Here is a 16,132-nt window from a genome sequence, read left to right on the forward strand (position 1 = left end):
GCATGGAAAAAGTGATGTTATCTTTTGACAACGTAAGTGCCCACTACGGCAAGATTCAGGCGCTGCATAACGTCAGCCTGCATATCAATCAGGGGGAGATTGTGACCCTGATTGGCGCCAACGGCGCGGGTAAAACCACGCTGCTCGGCACCCTGTGCGGCGACCCGCGCGCCAGCAGCGGAAAGGTGGTGTTTGACGGTAAGGATATTACCGACTGGCAGACCGCGAAAATCATGCGCGAAGCGGTGGCGATTGTTCCGGAAGGGCGTCGCGTCTTCTCGCGGATGACGGTCGAAGAGAACCTCGCGATGGGCGGCTTTTTTGCCGACCGTGACCAGTTCCAGACCCGCATTAAGTGGGTATACGAGCTGTTCCCGCGTCTGCTTGAGCGTCGTATTCAGCGCGCGGGCACCATGTCCGGCGGCGAACAGCAGATGCTGGCGATTGGCCGCGCGCTGATGAGCCAGCCGCGCCTGCTGCTGCTGGATGAACCTTCTCTGGGCCTGGCGCCGATTATCATCCAGCAGATTTTCAACACCATCGAACAGCTGCGCGAGCAGGGGATGACCATATTCCTTGTAGAGCAGAACGCCAATCAGGCGCTGAAGCTTGCCGATCGCGGCTACGTGCTCGAGAACGGCCATGTGGTGCTCGAAGATACCGGCGACGCGCTGCTGGCTAACGAAGCGGTGCGTAGCGCCTATCTGGGAGGGTAATCCCAAACCTTTCGCGCTTATTCCCGGCCGCCCGGCCGGGATATCCCTCAGCCAGAAAGCCGCCGGCCGGCAATCATCCCCTTGACGTGTCGCAGCTCCCACTTTCCTGTCTCCGATCTTTCATCGTCTTGCCATCTCCCTGACGTCTTACTATCTTTTTTTTGTAATAAAAGAGTTATTTTTCTGTAATTCGAGCATGTCATGTTACCCCCGCGAACATCAAACGCGTGAAATCGCGCATCTGGAACAACAAGAGAGATAACCGATGATATCGTTACGACATACGGCTTTAGGACTGGCGCTTAGCCTGGCATTTGCCGGCCAGGCCCTCGCAGTAACTACCATCCCGTTCTGGCACTCAATGGAAGGTGAGCTGGGTAAAGAAGTTGATTCTCTGGCGCAGCGTTTCAACGCGGCCAATCCGGATTACAAAATTACGCCGGTCTACAAAGGTAACTACGAGCAGAGCCTGAGCGCCGGTATCGCCGCGTTTCGTACCGGCAACGCCCCGGCGCTGCTGCAGGTTTATGAGGTCGGCACCGCGACGATGATGGCGTCAAAAGCCATCAAGCCGGTGTATCAGGTCTTCGCCGACGCGGGCATTAAGTTTGATGAATCGCAGTTCGTACCGACCGTTTCCGGCTACTACACCGACTCTAAAACCGGCCATCTCCTCTCCCAGCCTTTTAACAGCTCCACCCCGGTGCTGTACTACAACAAAGACGCCTTCAAAAAAGCCGGCTTAGATCCGGAGCAGCCGCCGAAAACCTGGCAGGATCTGGCCGCCTATACCGCGAAGCTGAAGGCCGCCGGAATGAAGTGCGGCTACGCCAGCGGCTGGCAGGGCTGGATTCAGATTGAGAACTTCAGCGCCTGGCACGGCCTGCCGGTCGCCACCAAAAACAACGGCTTCGACGGCACCGACGCGGTTCTGGAGTTCAACAAGCCGGAGCAGGTGAAGCATATCGCCATGCTGGAAGCGATGAACAAGAAGGGCGACTTCAGCTACTTCGGGCGTAAAGATGAGTCCACCGAGAAGTTCTACAACGGTGACTGTGCGATCACCACCGCCTCCTCCGGTTCGCTTGCCGATATCCGCCAGTACGCCAAATTCAACTATGGCGTCGGGATGATGCCGTACGATGCCGACGTTAAGGGCGCGCCGCAGAACGCCATTATCGGCGGGGCGAGCCTGTGGGTGATGCAGGGTAAAGATAAAGAGACCTACACCGGGGTGGCGAAATTCCTCGAATTCCTCACAAAACCGGAAATCGCTGCGGAATGGCACCAGAAAACCGGCTATCTGCCGATCACTACCGCCGCCTACGATCTGACCCGTCAGCAGGGCTTCTATGACAAGAACCCTGGCGCCGATATCGCCACCCGTCAGATGCTGAACAAGCCGCCGCTGCCGTTCACCAAAGGCCTGCGCCTGGGCAATATGCCGCAGATCCGCACCGTAGTGGACGAGGAGCTGGAAAGCGTTTGGACCGGCAAGAAAACCCCGCAGCAGGCGCTGGATTCAGCGGTTGAGCGCGGTAACCAGCTGCTGCGTCGTTTCGAGCAGTCGACGAAGTCGTAACGTATTGATGCCGATTGATTCAGGGCAGTAGGTCGAACGGACGTCCCCCGATAGCGCCTTGCTTACCGGGGGATATCCGCCTTTGGCGATCGCCGATAGCAGCGAATCACTGGGCATCATCGAGCAAAAGAGTAACCTCATGTCATCAACCCGTCCGGTATTCCGCTCGCGCTGGCTGCCCTATCTGCTGGTTGCGCCGCAGCTGATTATCACCATTATTTTCTTTATCTGGCCCGCGGGCGAGGCGCTGTGGTATTCGCTGCAAAGCGTCGACCCGTTTGGCCTCTCCAGCCAGTTCGTCGGCATGGATAACTTCGTTACCCTGTTCCACGATCCGTACTATCTGGACTCATTCTGGACCACCATCAAGTTCAGCTCGATGGTGACGTTCAGCGGCCTGATCGTTTCGCTGTTTTTCGCCGCGCTGGTCGACTACGTAGTGCGCGGTAGCCGCTTCTATCAAACGCTGATGCTGCTGCCCTACGCCGTCGCGCCCGCGGTCGCCGCGGTGCTGTGGATTTTCCTCTTTAACCCAGGACGCGGGCTGATTACCCATTTCCTCGGCGAGATGGGCTACGACTGGAACCACGCGCAGAACAGCGGCCAGGCGATGTTCCTCGTGGTGTTTGCTTCGGTATGGAAGCAGATTAGCTACAACTTCCTGTTCTTCTTCGCCGCGCTGCAGTCGATCCCGCGCTCGCTGGTGGAGGCCGCGGCGATTGACGGGGCCGGCCCGGTCCGCCGCTTCTTCAAGCTGGCGCTGCCGCTGATTGCGCCGGTGAGCTTCTTCCTGCTGGTCGTCAACCTGGTTTACGCCTTCTTCGATACCTTCCCGGTTATCGATGCCGCCACCGCCGGCGGCCCGGTCCAGGCGACGACGACGCTGATTTATAAGATCTATCGCGAAGGCTTCGCCGGGCTCGATCTCTCCGCTTCCGCCGCGCAGTCGGTGGTGCTGATGATGCTGGTGATTGTGCTGACGGTGGTTCAGTTCCGCTATGTTGAACGTAAGGTGCGCTACCAATGATTGAGAACCGTCCCGGGCTGACGATTTTCAGCCACACCATGCTGATTGCGGGAATTGCCGTCATTCTGTTCCCGCTGTACGTCGCCTTTGTCGCGGCCACGCTGGACAACAAGGCGGTCTTTGAGACGCCGATGACGCTGATCCCCGGCGGCCACCTTTTGGAAAATATGGCCATCATCTGGAAACAGGGTGTGGGGGCCAACAGCGCGCCGTTCTGGCTGATGATGCTCAACAGTTTCATCATGGCGTTCAGTATTACGGTGGGCAAAATCGCGGTGTCGATGCTGTCGGCGTTCGCCATCGTCTGGTTCCGCTTCCCGCTGCGTAACCTGTTCTTCTGGATGATCTTTATCACCCTGATGCTGCCGGTTGAGGTGCGAATTTTCCCGACGGTAGAGGTGATTGCCAACCTGAAGATGCTCGATAGCTACGCCGGCCTGACGCTGCCGCTGATGGCCTCGGCAACCGCCACCTTCCTGTTCCGCCAGTTCTTTATGACCCTGCCGGATGAGCTGATTGAAGCGGCGCGCATCGACGGCGCTTCGCCGATGCGCTTTTTCCGCGACATCGTACTGCCGCTGTCGAAAACCAATCTCGCGGCGCTGTTCGTTATCACCTTTATCTACGGCTGGAACCAGTATTTATGGCCGCTGCTGATCGTCCAGGACGTCAATCTTGGCACCGCAGTCGCCGGTATTAAAGGCATGATCGCCACCGGCGAGGGCACCACGCAGTGGAATCAGGTGATGGCGGCAATGCTGCTGACGCTGATCCCGCCGGTTGTTATCGTTTTAGCCATGCAGCGCGCGTTTGTGCGTGGTTTAGTGGACAGTGAGAAGTAGGTTGTATCCCTTGATTGTTCGTGGCGTCGACGCTGAGCCGAAACCGCGTAATCAAGGCGGAGGATGATGGACATAGTGGGCCTATGTCCAAATCCGACAACGCAGAGTACGCGGTTTCGGCACGCGTCCCGAAGGGCTGGGGCCATTTTTGCCCGGTACCGCGTTACTCGCGTCTTATTTGGGCCCACCAAACTGCGACGCTTGCGCCTTGCCCCGAGCAAAAATAGCCGCCAGCGACGTTCATGAACAATCAAGGGATACAACCTTTTATGGCAGGACTTAAATTACAGGCAGTAACCAAAAGCTGGGATGGCAAAACCCAGATTATTCAGCCGCTGACGCTCGACGTGGCGGACGGGGAGTTTATCGTGATGGTCGGGCCTTCCGGCTGCGGCAAATCGACCCTGCTGCGGATGGTGGCCGGGCTTGAGCGCGTGACCAGCGGGGATATCTGGATTAACCGCCAGCGCGTTACCGAGATGGAGCCGAAGGATCGCGGCATTGCGATGGTGTTCCAGAACTACGCCCTCTACCCGCATATGAGCGTGGAGGAGAATATGGCCTGGGGGCTGAAAATTCGCGGGATGGGTAAAAGCCTGATTGACGAGCGGGTGCAGGAAGCGGCGCGCATTCTGGAGCTCGATGGCCTGCTTAAGCGCCGCCCGCGCGAACTCTCCGGCGGCCAGCGCCAGCGCGTGGCGATGGGCCGCGCCATCGTCCGCGATCCGGCAGTATTCCTGTTTGATGAACCGCTGTCGAACCTTGATGCCAAGCTGCGCGTGCAGATGCGTCTGGAGCTTCAGCAGCTGCACCGTCGGCTGAAAACCACCTCGCTGTACGTCACCCACGACCAGGTTGAGGCGATGACCCTTGCTCAGCGGGTGATGGTGATGAATAAAGGCGTTGCCGAGCAGATTGGTACGCCGGTTGAGGTGTACGAAAAGCCGGCCAGCCGCTTTGTGGCGAGCTTTATCGGCAGCCCGGCGATGAACCTGCTCGACGGGCGCATCAGCGACGACGGCAGCCGTTTTGAACTGGAGGGCGGCCTGCATCTGCCGATCAATAGCGAGCATCGTCGGCACGCCGGGCGTAAGATGACCCTCGGTATCCGTCCGGAACATTTTGCCGCAGGCCCCGAGACGGAAGGCGGCGTACCGCTGGTGATGGATACGCTGGAAATTTTAGGTGCCGATAACCTCGCCCACGGGCGCTGGGGCGCGCAGAAGCTGGTCGTCAGGCTGCCGCATCAGCAGCGTCCGGCGGCGGGCAGCACGCTGTGGCTGCATCTGCCGCAGGATCATCTGCACCTCTTTGATGGTGAAACAGGACAACGCGCATGAGTTACTGGCCTTACCCCCATATCGTCGCCCATCGCGGCGGTGGAAAGCTGGCGCCGGAGAATACCCTCGCCGCTATCGATACCGGCGCTCGCTTTGGTCATACCATGATCGAGTTCGACGCCAAGCTGTCGAAAGATGGGCAAATCTTTTTGCTGCATGACGATAATCTCGAGCGCACCAGCAACGGCTGGGGCGTGGCGGGCGAGCTGGCGTGGCATGAACTGCTGAACGTCGATGCGGGAAGCTGGTACGGCCGCGAATTTAAAGGCGAGCCGCTGCCGCTGCTCTCTGCCGTGGCGGAGCGCTGTCGTCAGCTGAACATGATGGCCAATATCGAAATTAAGCCGACCACCGGCAGCGGGCCGCTGACCGGCAAGGTGGTGGCCTTAGCGGCCCGCGAGCTGTGGCACGGCATGACCGCGCCGCTGCTATCATCGTTTGAAATTGACGCCCTGGAAGCGGCGCAGCAGGCGGTGCCTGAGCTGCCGCGCGGGCTGCTGCTGGACGAGTGGCGTGAGGACTGGCGCGAGCTGACCGCCCGGCTGGGCTGCGTGTCGATTCACCTGAACCATAAGCTGCTTGATGAGGCGCGGGTGGCGAGCCTGAAGGCGGCAGGTCTGCATATTCTGGTGTATACCGTCAATAAACCCCAGCGTGCCGCCGAGCTGCTGCGCTGGGGCGTCGACAGCATCTGTACCGATGCGATAGACGTCATCGGCCCCAACTTCCAGCCCTAATCTGCCGACAGGCGGCCTTTACGGGGTCGTCTGTCGCTGCAGCATGCCACCGTTACTATTCGGCAGCACCTGCTGCTGAGAATTCACGTTCCCGCCCTGCAATGCGCGCTGCTGGTTGTTGTTCAGCTGCGTTTGAAGATGCTGCTGCTGAGCGCGCGTCTGGTTCTGCATATCCTGCTTCAGCATGCTCTGATGCTGCTGCTGCTGGACCTGCATCTGGTTTTGCATCCGCTGCTGGCTGGGGATGACGTACCCCGGCTGGTTGGGATTGTTGGTGGTATTAAGCGGCTGTGCCAGGGCGGTCAACGGCATCAGCACCGCCAGAAATAGTATTGCCTTCATTGTTCTCTCCTCCCGTGCGTGGGATCACTTAAGTGTACCTCCTTTCCGGCATAACAATGATTTTTTAGGACTTATCAACCAGGCTTATGCAGGGACAAAAACAGATTCAGGAGTATGGCAATGATAACAACACTATTCTGGCGTCAGGCGGTCATCGCTTTGCTGCTGGCGGGCGGGAGCTTTACCGTCGCCGCCAGCCCCGCCCCACCTCCCGTATCCTACGGGGTTGAAGAGGACGTCTTTCATCCGGTTCGCGCCCAGCAGGGGATGGTGGCGTCGGTTGATGCCCTGGCTACCCGCGTCGGCGTGGATATTTTGCGCCAGGGTGGAAACGCCGTCGATGCGGCGGTGGCCGTGGGCTATGCGCTGGCGGTCACGCACCCGCAGGCGGGCAATATTGGCGGCGGCGGCTTTATGATGCTGCGTACCAAAGACGGTAAAACGACGGCCATCGACTTCCGCGAAATGGCGCCGGAACAGGCGACCCGCGATATGTTCCTCGATGACCAGGGCAACCCGGACAGCAAGAAGTCGCTGACCTCGCATCTCGCCTCCGGCACGCCGGGCAGCGTGGCCGGCTTCTCGCTGGCGCTGGAAAAATACGGCACCATGCCGCTGAACAAGGTGATTCGCCCGGCCATCAAGCTGGCTGAAGAGGGCTTCACGGTCAACGATGCGCTGGCGGACGACCTGAAAACCTACGGCAGCGAGGTGATCCCGAATCACGCCAACAGCCGGGCTATCTTCTGGAAAAACGGTGAGCCGCTGAAAAAGGGCGACAAGCTGGTGCAAAAACAGCTGGGGAAAAGCCTGGAGCTGATCGCCGAGCACGGCCCGGACGCGTTTTATAAAGGGGCGATAGCCGACCAGATTGCCGATGAGATGCAAAAAAACGGCGGGCTGATCACCAAAGCGGACCTGGCGAACTACCGGGCGGTGGAGCGCACGCCGATAAGCGGCGACTATCGCGGCTACCAGGTGTTCTCGATGCCGCCGCCTTCCTCCGGGGGGATCCACATCGTGCAGATCCTCAATATCCTTGAAAACTTCGATATGCATAAGTTCGGCTTCGGCAGCGCGGACGCCATGCAGGTGATGGCGGAAGCGGAGAAGCACGCCTATGCCGATCGCTCTGAGTACCTCGGCGACCCGGATTTCGTTAAGGTTCCGTGGCAGGCGCTCACCAGCAAGGCCTACGCCAAATCGATAGCCGAGCAGATCGATATCAACAAAGCGAAACCCTCCAGCCAGATCCGTCCGGGCAAGCTGGCGCCTTACGAGAGCAACCAGACCACCCACTTCTCGGTGGTGGATAAGGACGGCAACGCGGTGGCGGTGACCTACACGCTGAACACCGTTTTTGGTACCGGCATTGTGGCGGGGAACTCCGGGATCTTAATGAACAACCAGATGGATGATTTCTCGGCGAAGCCCGGCGTGCCTAACGTCTATGGGCTGGTAGGCGGTGACGCCAACGCCGTCGGGCCGAAAAAACGCCCGCTGTCGTCAATGTCGCCGACGATTGTGGTGAAGGACGGTAAAACCTGGCTGGTCACCGGCAGCCCGGGCGGCAGTCGGATTATCACGACGGTGCTGCAAATGGTGGTGAACTCCATCGATTTTGGGATGAACGTAGCGGAAGCCACCAACGCACCGCGCTTCCATCATCAGTGGCTGCCCGATGAGCTGCGGGTTGAGAAGGGCTTTAGCCCGGATACGCTGAAGCTGCTGGCCGATAAAGGGCAGAAAGTGGTGCTGAAAGAGGCGATGGGCAGCACGCAGAGTATTATGGTCGGCCCGGACGGTACGCTGTACGGCGCCTCTGACCCGCGTTCACCGGGGGATTTAACCGCCGGATACTAGGCTATTTTCCACCCTCTCCCGGAGCGGGAGAGGGTGGGGAAGGGCTACTCCTTCAGGCGGGCCATAAAGAGGGCATCGACGTATTCACCGTTGCGCAGCGCAAACTTACGCCCGGTCCCCTCAACGCTAAAGCCGTATTTGCGATAGACGGAGATGGCGGAGGCGTTATCAGCGAATACCGTTAATTCAATGCGTTCGACGCGCAGCCAGTTATCGCACAGGTTGATCATCTCGCGCATCAGGGCGCTGCCGACGCCGCGTCCGTGAAAGGGTGCCGCCACGCTCATACCGAAGGTCGCAACGTGGCTACGGCGCGGGCGGGATTCAACGCTCAGCATCAGGTGGCCGACGACCTGTTCATCGATGCTGGCGACCAGGTGGTGGCTGTTTGGCCGGGGCTGTAGCCGCTCCTGCCACATTTCCATTGCCGGATGAGGTAGCTGTAGCGTGTCGTGATAGACCTCCGGGTGTGCAGTCAGCTGACGTAACGGTTCTGCATCGCGCGGTTCGGCGTGGCGTATCACTATCTCACTCATTCCTCTTCTCCTTAGTGCCTGCATATCAGGCTTTAACTGCTCGTTGAGTCCCTTTCAACATCCCTGACTTTGAAAAACGCGTCAACGGCTATTTTTTGCAAAAAGAAGTAGACAAGTGCGAATGAGAATGATTATTATTGTCCTGCATTCAGGGGGACCCTTGCGGAAAGCCTGAAAGCACGACATTGCTCACATTGCTTCCAGTATTACTTTAGCCAGCCAGGTGCTGGCTTTTTTTTTGCCTTTTTTTGCCGGTCGTTTTCCGCCATCGTCAGTGGGTTAAGGGTTAAGTTCGTCGCCGGGGTGCGCTATGGTTAGCAGCAGAAACCTCAACTAAGGACTGCGTTATGACTCTGCACTGCGCATTTATTGGATTCGGTAAAAGCACCACCCGCTACCATCTTCCTTACGTTCTGCACCGCAAAGACCGCTGGCACGTGGCGCATATCTATCGCCGTAGCGCGAAGCCGGAAGAGCAGGCCCCGCAGTACTCGCATATTCACTTCACCAGCGATCTCGATGAGGTACTTAACGATCCTCAGGTCAGGCTGGTGATTGTCTGCACCCACGCCGACAGCCACTTTGACTACGCGAAGCGCGCGCTGGAAGCGGGCAAGAACGTGCTGGTGGAAAAACCCTTCACCCCGACGCTGGCGGAAGCGAAAGCGCTGTTTGCGCTGGCAAAAAGTAAGGGGCTGACGGTAACGCCGTACCAGAACCGCCGCTTTGACTCCTGCTTCCTGACCGCTAAGAAAGCGATTGAAAGCGGTAAGCTGGGCGAGATCGTTGAAATTGAAAGCCACTTCGACCTCTATCGCCCGGTGGCGGAAACGCAGCCCGGACTCGCGCAGGATGGCACCTTTTATGGCCTTGGCGTGCATACGCTGGATCAGATAATTTCCCTGTTCGGCCGCCCGGATCACGTGGCGTACGACATTCGCAGCCTGCGTAATAAGGCCAACCCGGATGATACCTTCGAGGCCCAGCTGTTCTACGGCGACCTGAAGGCGATTGTTAAAACCAGTTATCTGGTGAAGCTGGCGTATCCGAAATTTATCGTTCACGGCCATAAAGGGTCGTTTATCAAATACGGCATCGACCAGCAGGAAACCAGCCTGAAGGCGAATATCATGCCGGGCGAGCCGGGCTTTGCGGCAGACGAGAGCATCGGCCTGCTGGAGTACGTGGATGATAGCGGCGCGAGCGTGCGCGAAGAGCTGCGGGTGGAGCCCGGCGACTACGGACGGGTGTATGATTCGCTCTACGAGACCGTGGTAAACGGGGCCGAGAATTACGTCAAGGAATCTGACGTTCTCACCAATATGGAGATCCTCGAACGCGGCTTCATGCAGCCATCGCCGGCCACGATAACCCTCGATAAATAAGCTTCCTGAGCTCCTCTGCTCTTATTCATATTTTTTGAACAGAGGAGTCAATTTTCACCCTCTATGATCGTTAGCGGAATGGGTCCACACTTATTCCATCGAAAACATACGGGGGTGCAACATGATCTACTTACGCAAAGCTAACGAACGCGGTCACGCTAATCATGGCTGGCTCGATTCCTGGCATACTTTCTCTTTCGCCAACTATTACGACGCCAATTTTATGGGCTTTTCCGCTCTGCGCGTGATTAACGATGACGTGATTGACGCCGGCCAGGGCTTTGGGACCCACCCGCATAAAGATATGGAAATTCTGACCTACGTGCTGGAAGGGGTGGTTGAACACCAGGACAGTATGGGTAACAAAGAGCAGGTTCCTGCGGGTGAATTCCAGATCATGAGCGCCGGTACCGGGGTTCGTCACTCTGAATACAACCCGAGCAGCACCGAACGTCTGCACCTGTATCAAATCTGGATTATGCCGGAAGAGAACGGCATCGCTCCGCGCTATGAGCAGCGCCGGTTTGATGCGCTGCAGGGCAAACAGCTGGTGCTGTCGCCGGACGCTCGCGAAGGCTCGCTGAAAGTGCATCAGGATATGGAACTGTACCGCTGGGCGCTGCTGAAAGATGAGCAGTCGGTCCATCAGATTGCCGCGGAACGTCGTGTGTGGATTCAGGTCGTCAAAGGTGAAGTCACCATCAACGGCACCAAAGCGACCACCAGCGATGGCCTGGCGATTTGGGATGAGCAGGCTATCTCGGTTCACGCCGATAGCGACAGCGAAATCCTGCTGTTCGATCTGCCGCCGGTCTAATACTCAGTCCTGCTTTTTGCCGCTCACCCGGTCGCCAGCGCGGCCGGGGATTTTTGGCGCAGCGGCCGCAGCGCCGCTCGCCTGATTGCGGCCATTAAGGCTAAATAAAGTCGTTAGCGCGCGTTTCTCCGGGAAGGTTGCGCTTTGTCCGTGATAAACTGAGAGAATCTCTCCCATTTATTACAGTCAGGACGATGAAAAAGAAAAGACCCGTACTTCAGGATGTAGCCGATCTTGTCGGCGTGACCAAAATGACGGTCAGTCGCTTTTTACGTAACCCGGAACAGGTTTCCGAGGCTCTGCGTGGCAAGATTGCCGTTGCTCTCGATGAACTGGGTTATATCCCCAATCGTGCCCCTGATATTCTCTCCAACGCGACCAGCCGCGCCATCGGCGTGCTCCTGCCCTCGTTAACCAACCAGGTCTTTTCTGAAGTGCTGCGCGGTATTGAAAGCGTCACCGATGCTTTTGGCTACCAGACCATGCTGGCGCACTACGGCTATAAGCCTGAAATGGAAGAAAAACGCCTGGAGTCGATGCTCTCGTGGAACATCGACGGACTGATCCTCACTGAACGTACCCACACGCCGCGCACGCTGAAAATGATCGAAGTCGCCGGGATCCCGGTGGTCGAGCTGATGGACAGCCGCTCGCCGTGCCTCGATATCGCCGTCGGTTTTGATAACTTCGACGCCGCGCGCCAGATGACCGCCGCCATTATTGCCCGCGGCCATCGGCACGTGGCCTATCTTGGCGCACGTCTTGATGAACGTACTATCATCAAGCAGAAGGGGTACGAGCAGGCGATGCACGACGCGGGCATGACGCCGTACAGCGTGATGGTCGAACAATCTTCTTCCTACTCGTCAGGGATTGAGCTGATGCGCCAGGCACGTCGCGAATATCCGCAGCTTGACGGGATCTTCTGCACCAACGATGACCTCGCGGTCGGCGCGGCCTTTGAGTGCCAGCGTCTGGGATTACGCATTCCGGATGATATGGCGATTGCCGGCTTCCACGGCCACGATATTGGCCAGGTTATGGAGCCGCGCCTTGCCAGCGTGCTGACGCCGCGTGAGCGGATGGGACGCATCGGCGCCGAGCGTCTGCTGGCGCGTATTCGTGGTGAGACGGTTACCCCTAAGATGTTAGATTTAGGTTTCACATTGTCACCGGGTGGATCTATTTAAACTGACAAGTTTGAAGTAGATCACACATATTCACTTCTGGCACGAATGGTGATTGCTTCTCCCTAAGTCCGGCATGACAATGTTACCGATAACAGTTACCCGTAACAATCAACCTGTGCGCGCGCCGTTCACGTCGAATCCAAACGACCTGAAGGACGACGCGTATGTGTCCAGTGGGAGGAAGCTTTGAGCACGACTAACCATGATCACCACGTCTATGTCCTGATGGGCGTTTCCGGCAGTGGAAAATCCGCTGTCGCCAGCGAAGTGGCGCATCAGCTGCATGCCGCGTTTCTCGACGGCGACTTTCTGCATCCGCGTAGCAATATCAACAAGATGGCTTCCGGCGAGCCGCTGAATGACGACGACCGCACGCCGTGGCTTCAGGCGCTGAACGACGCCGCCTTCGCCATGCAGCGGACCAATAAAGTGTCGCTTATCGTGTGCTCGGCGCTGAAAAAAAGCTATCGCGACATCCTGCGCAAAGGCAACCCGAACCTCTCCTTCGTCTACCTGAAAGGTGATTTCGACCTGATCGAAAGTCGTCTGAAGGCGCGCAAAGGCCACTTCTTCAAAACCCAGATGCTGGTAACGCAGTTTGAAACTCTGCAGGAGCCCGGCGCAGACGAAGGCGATGTGTTAATCGTCGATATTGATCAATCGCTGGAAGGCGTGGTCGCGAGCACCATTGAGGTGATCAACAAAGGCAGTAACTAGTGAGTACATTAACGCTTGTTTTAACAGCAGTCGGCTCCGTTTTGCTGCTGCTGTTTTTAGTCATGAAGGCGCGTATGCATGCCTTCGTGGCTTTGATGGTGGTTTCTATTGGTGCAGGTCTCTTTTCCGGGATGCCGCTGGATAAAATTGCGGCAACCATGGAAAAAGGGATGGGTGGGACGCTCGGCTTTCTGGCGATCGTCGTGGCGCTTGGGGCGATGTTCGGTAAGATCCTTCATGAAACCGGCGCCGTCGACCAGATAGCCGTTAAGATGCTGAAGTCTTTCGGCCACAGCCGGGCGCATTACGCCATTGGCCTGGCCGGCCTTATCTGCGCGCTGCCGCTGTTTTTCGAAGTGGCTATCGTGCTGCTGATTAGCGTTGCTTTCTCGATGGCGCGCCATACCGGCACCAACCTGGTGAAGCTGGTCATTCCGCTGTTTGCCGGCGTTGCCGCCGCTGCGGCATTTCTGCTGCCGGGGCCCGCGCCTATGCTGCTGGCGTCGCAAATGCACGCCGATTTTGGCTGGATGATCCTGATTGGCCTCTGCGCTGCGATCCCGGGGATGCTGATCGCCGGACCGCTGTGGGGCAACTTTATCAGCCGCTATGTCGAACTGCATATTCCTGACGACATCAGCGAGCCGAGCCTCGGTGAAGGCAAGATGCCGTCGTTCGCCTTTAGCCTGTCGCTGATCCTGCTGCCGCTGGTGCTGGTGGGGCTGAAAACGGTCGCCGCGCGCTTTGTCCCGGTTGGCTCGAGCACCTATGAATGGTTCGAATTTATCGGCCATCCGTTCACCGCGATTCTGGTGGCGTGCCTGGTGGCGATTTATGGCCTGGCGGTACGTCAGGGGATGGCGAAAGATCGGGTGATGGAGATCTGCGGCCACGCGCTGCAGCCTGCGGGGATTATCCTGCTGGTCATCGGTGCCGGTGGCGTCTTTAAGCAGGTGCTGGTGGATTCCGGCGTCGGCCCGGCGCTCGGTGAAGCGCTGACCGGTATGGGTCTGCCAATTGCGATTACCTGCTTCGTGCTGGCGGCCGCAGTGCGCATTATCCAGGGCTCTGCGACGGTCGCCTGCTTAACGGCGGTTGGTTTGGTGATGCCGGTTATCGAGCAGCTGAACTACAGCGGCGCGCAAATGGCGGCCCTGTCGATTTGTATCGCCGGCGGTTCAATCGTCGTGAGCCACGTCAACGACGCGGGCTTCTGGCTGTTCGGTAAGTTTACCGGCGCAACGGAAGCCCAGACGCTGAAGACCTGGACCATGATGGAAACCATTCTCGGCACCACCGGCGCCATTGTCGGTATGATTGCGTTTTCGCTGCTCAGCTAAACGTTAAATAAGCGAGTCCGGCGCAGCGCTGCCGGGCTCTTTTCGCCTGACGGCAGACGCCGTTTTTATCCTCGCTTCCTGCCCGCATCCATGCCCCCTTTTTCGCCTGACTCCGCGCCATAATGAGCGCTACGACAAAAGCCTGACGTCTCAGCAGCCCCCGCAGCGCAAGGGTTTGTCGGGTTTTGCTGCGCTGCGGTTAGCGGCCCATTTTCCGTGTAAATCCATAATCCAGATCAATAAAAACGCGGCGGAAATTATTCCCTTTTCGCCACGCTTTCCCCGATAATCTTTAAGGTTTTCCTGAATGCCGATGGCTGCGGATGCTGCATAAGATAAGTTGCTTTACTGATTGCCGGGCAATCATTGATTAATTTCACTTGCGACTTTAGCAGCATTTTGTAATGTGAAGGATGATCCAGTAGGAAACTGGCTTGGCACAAACAGCACACATCTCCCAGGAAATACGTTATGAAAAATGTTGGTTTTATCGGCTGGCGCGGAATGGTCGGCTCTGTACTCATGCAACGCATGGTTGAAGAGCGCGATTTCGACGCCATTCGCCCTGTTTTTTTCTCCACCTCTCAGCTGGGGCAACCTGCTCCATCATTCGGTGGCAGCACCGGCGGTACGCTTCAGGATGCGTTTGACCTGGAAGCACTGAAGGCGCTGGATATCATTGTGACATGCCAGGGCGGCGATTATACCAACGACGTATATCCGAAGCTGCGTGAAAGCGGCTGGCAGGGTTACTGGATTGACGCCGCGTCTTCGCTGCGCATGAAGGACGACGCCATCATTATTCTTGACCCGGTTAACCAGGACGTGATTACCGCCGGCCTGAATAATGGCGTGAAGACCTTCGTTGGCGGCAACTGTACCGTCAGCCTGATGCTGATGTCCCTCGGCGGCCTGTTTGCACAGGATTTAGTCGAGTGGGTCAGCGTCGCGACTTACCAGGCGGCCTCCGGCGGCGGCGCGCGCCACATGCGTGAACTGCTGACCCAGATGGGCCAGCTGCACAGCCACGTTGCGACGGAGCTGGCTAATCCGGCTTCCGCTATTCTGGAGATTGAGCGCAAGGTCACCTCGCTCACCCGCAGCGGCGATCTGGCGGTAGATAACTTTGGCGTACCGCTGGCCGGTAGCCTGATCCCGTGGATCGACAAGCAGCTGGATAACGGCCAGAGCCGTGAAGAGTGGAAGGGCCAGGCGGAGACCAACAAAATCCTCGCCACCTCAGCGGCCATTCCGGTTGACGGCCTGTGCGTGCGCGTTGGCGCGCTGCGCTGCCACAGCCAGGCGTTCACCATCAAGCTGAAAAAAGACGTTTCTATCCCGACCGTTGAGGAGCTGCTGGCAGCGCACAACCCGTGGGCGAAAGTGGTCCCTAACGATCGTGATATTACCATGCGCGAGCTGACTCCGGCTGCCGTCACCGGCACCCTGACGACGCCGGTTGGTCGCCTGCGTAAGCTGAATATGGGGCCGGAGTATCTCTCGGCCTTCACCGTCGGCGACCAGCTGCTGTGGGGCGCAGCCGAGCCGCTGCGCCGGATGCTACGGCAGCTGGCGTAATCACAGGATGAATAAAAAGGGGGTGTCTGACACCCCCTTTTTTTGCGTAATACAAGGAGTAAACGCGGATGTTTGATTTTTCTCAACGGGGGTAAGAAAGCCTTGGCTATGCTTTAGTAA

Annotated in this window: 15 protein-coding genes; 13 read left to right on the forward strand and 2 right to left on the reverse strand. The window is 57.9% G+C overall.

From position 1 onward, the window contains the following. The first annotated feature begins 2 nt into the window (after positions 1–2). From livF to ugpQ, 6 genes are all read left to right on the forward strand, one after another. Entirely contained in the window at positions 3–716 is a 714-nt protein-coding gene (gene livF / locus HCK03_RS01465; RefSeq protein WP_004868545.1) for a high-affinity branched-chain amino acid ABC transporter ATP-binding protein LivF, read from the forward strand. 265 nt (positions 717–981) lie between these two features. Further along, positions 982–2,298 carry a sn-glycerol-3-phosphate ABC transporter substrate-binding protein UgpB gene (gene ugpB, locus HCK03_RS01470; RefSeq protein ID WP_143717600.1) on the forward strand — a complete coding sequence of 439 codons (1,317 nt, stop codon included), beginning with the start codon at positions 982–984 and terminating at the stop codon, positions 2,296–2,298. A gap of 139 nt (positions 2,299–2,437) precedes the next feature. Next, positions 2,438–3,325 (forward strand): sn-glycerol-3-phosphate ABC transporter permease UgpA, encoded by an 888-nt coding sequence (gene ugpA, locus HCK03_RS01475; RefSeq protein WP_041147479.1) that lies wholly within the window; start codon positions 2,438–2,440, stop codon positions 3,323–3,325. Continuing rightward, positions 3,322–4,167: a sn-glycerol-3-phosphate ABC transporter permease UgpE gene (gene ugpE / locus HCK03_RS01480; RefSeq protein ID WP_041143046.1), complete on the forward strand. Its 846-nt coding sequence runs from the start codon at positions 3,322–3,324 to the stop codon at positions 4,165–4,167. The genes ugpA and ugpE overlap by 4 nt, the downstream gene beginning before the upstream one ends. A gap of 269 nt (positions 4,168–4,436) precedes the next feature. Beyond that, positions 4,437–5,507 (forward strand): sn-glycerol-3-phosphate import ATP-binding protein UgpC, encoded by a 1,071-nt coding sequence (locus HCK03_RS01485; protein WP_076946165.1) that lies wholly within the window; start codon positions 4,437–4,439, stop codon positions 5,505–5,507. After that, entirely contained in the window at positions 5,504–6,244 is a 741-nt protein-coding gene (gene ugpQ, locus HCK03_RS01490) for a glycerophosphodiester phosphodiesterase (RefSeq protein ID WP_115191737.1), read from the forward strand. Before HCK03_RS01485 ends, ugpQ begins: the two co-directional genes overlap by 4 nt. An 18-nt stretch (positions 6,245–6,262) precedes the next feature. Here ugpQ and HCK03_RS01495 read toward each other — a convergent pair whose 3' ends face one another. Beyond that, entirely contained in the window at positions 6,263–6,586 is a 324-nt protein-coding gene (locus tag HCK03_RS01495; protein ID WP_041143043.1) for a DUF2756 family protein, read from the reverse strand. Positions 6,587–6,706: 120 nt separating this feature from the next. Between HCK03_RS01495 and ggt the strand changes: the two genes are divergently transcribed. Continuing rightward, positions 6,707–8,449 carry a gamma-glutamyltransferase gene (ggt, locus tag HCK03_RS01500; protein ID WP_115191738.1) on the forward strand — a complete coding sequence of 581 codons (1,743 nt, stop codon included), beginning with the start codon at positions 6,707–6,709 and terminating at the stop codon, positions 8,447–8,449. A gap of 44 nt (positions 8,450–8,493) precedes the next feature. Here ggt and yhhY read toward each other — a convergent pair whose 3' ends face one another. Beyond that, positions 8,494–8,973 (reverse strand): N-acetyltransferase, encoded by a 480-nt coding sequence (yhhY, locus tag HCK03_RS01505; RefSeq protein WP_166793793.1) that lies wholly within the window; start codon positions 8,971–8,973, stop codon positions 8,494–8,496. A gap of 359 nt (positions 8,974–9,332) precedes the next feature. Here yhhY and HCK03_RS01510 point away from each other — a divergent pair, with 359 nt between their 5' ends. The 6 genes from HCK03_RS01510 (at position 9,333) to asd (ending at position 16,012) form a co-directional block, all read left to right on the forward strand. Next, the gene (locus HCK03_RS01510) at positions 9,333–10,370 is read left to right on the forward strand and encodes an oxidoreductase (RefSeq protein ID WP_041143040.1); all 1,038 of its coding nucleotides are present in this window, start codon (positions 9,333–9,335) and stop codon (positions 10,368–10,370) included. A 121-nt stretch (positions 10,371–10,491) separates the two neighbouring features. Further along, complete coding sequence (gene yhhW, locus HCK03_RS01515; protein ID WP_041143039.1) at positions 10,492–11,187, forward strand: quercetin 2,3-dioxygenase; 696 nt, start codon at positions 10,492–10,494, stop codon at positions 11,185–11,187. Positions 11,188–11,381: 194 nt separating this feature from the next. Beyond that, positions 11,382–12,377 carry a gluconate operon transcriptional repressor GntR gene (gene gntR / locus HCK03_RS01520; protein WP_041143038.1) on the forward strand — a complete coding sequence of 332 codons (996 nt, stop codon included), beginning with the start codon at positions 11,382–11,384 and terminating at the stop codon, positions 12,375–12,377. A 186-nt stretch (positions 12,378–12,563) separates the two neighbouring features. After that, the gene (gntK, locus tag HCK03_RS01525; protein WP_004868532.1) at positions 12,564–13,094 is read left to right on the forward strand and encodes a gluconokinase; all 531 of its coding nucleotides are present in this window, start codon (positions 12,564–12,566) and stop codon (positions 13,092–13,094) included. Further along, complete coding sequence (gene gntU, locus HCK03_RS01530) at positions 13,094–14,434, forward strand: gluconate transporter (protein WP_041143037.1); 1,341 nt, start codon at positions 13,094–13,096, stop codon at positions 14,432–14,434. The genes gntK and gntU overlap by 1 nt, the downstream gene beginning before the upstream one ends. A 471-nt stretch (positions 14,435–14,905) precedes the next feature. Next, a complete protein-coding gene (gene asd / locus HCK03_RS01535; protein WP_134528015.1) occupies positions 14,906–16,012 on the forward strand; it encodes an aspartate-semialdehyde dehydrogenase in 1,107 nt (368 codons plus the stop codon). Positions 16,013–16,132: the final 120 nt, after the last annotated feature.

The organism is Klebsiella terrigena, from assembly GCF_012029655.1.
GTDB classification, from domain to species: Bacteria; Pseudomonadota; Gammaproteobacteria; order Enterobacterales; family Enterobacteriaceae; genus Klebsiella; species Klebsiella terrigena.

Coding starts and splice junctions, on each gene's coding strand:
- livF (WP_004868545.1), top strand. CDS start 3: ATGGAAAAAGTGATGTTATCTTTTGACAACGTAAGTGCCCACTACGGC.
- ugpB (WP_143717600.1), top strand. CDS start 982: ATGATATCGTTACGACATACGGCTTTAGGACTGGCGCTTAGCCTGGCA.
- ugpA (WP_041147479.1), top strand. CDS start 2,438: ATGTCATCAACCCGTCCGGTATTCCGCTCGCGCTGGCTGCCCTATCTG.
- ugpE (WP_041143046.1), top strand. CDS start 3,322: ATGATTGAGAACCGTCCCGGGCTGACGATTTTCAGCCACACCATGCTG.
- HCK03_RS01485 (WP_076946165.1), top strand. CDS start 4,437: ATGGCAGGACTTAAATTACAGGCAGTAACCAAAAGCTGGGATGGCAAA.
- ugpQ (WP_115191737.1), top strand. CDS start 5,504: ATGAGTTACTGGCCTTACCCCCATATCGTCGCCCATCGCGGCGGTGGA.
- HCK03_RS01495 (WP_041143043.1), bottom strand. CDS start 6,586: ATGAAGGCAATACTATTTCTGGCGGTGCTGATGCCGTTGACCGCCCTG.
- ggt (WP_115191738.1), top strand. CDS start 6,707: ATGATAACAACACTATTCTGGCGTCAGGCGGTCATCGCTTTGCTGCTG.
- HCK03_RS01510 (WP_041143040.1), top strand. CDS start 9,333: ATGACTCTGCACTGCGCATTTATTGGATTCGGTAAAAGCACCACCCGC.
- yhhW (WP_041143039.1), top strand. CDS start 10,492: ATGATCTACTTACGCAAAGCTAACGAACGCGGTCACGCTAATCATGGC.
- gntR (WP_041143038.1), top strand. CDS start 11,382: ATGAAAAAGAAAAGACCCGTACTTCAGGATGTAGCCGATCTTGTCGGC.
- asd (WP_134528015.1), top strand. CDS start 14,906: ATGAAAAATGTTGGTTTTATCGGCTGGCGCGGAATGGTCGGCTCTGTA.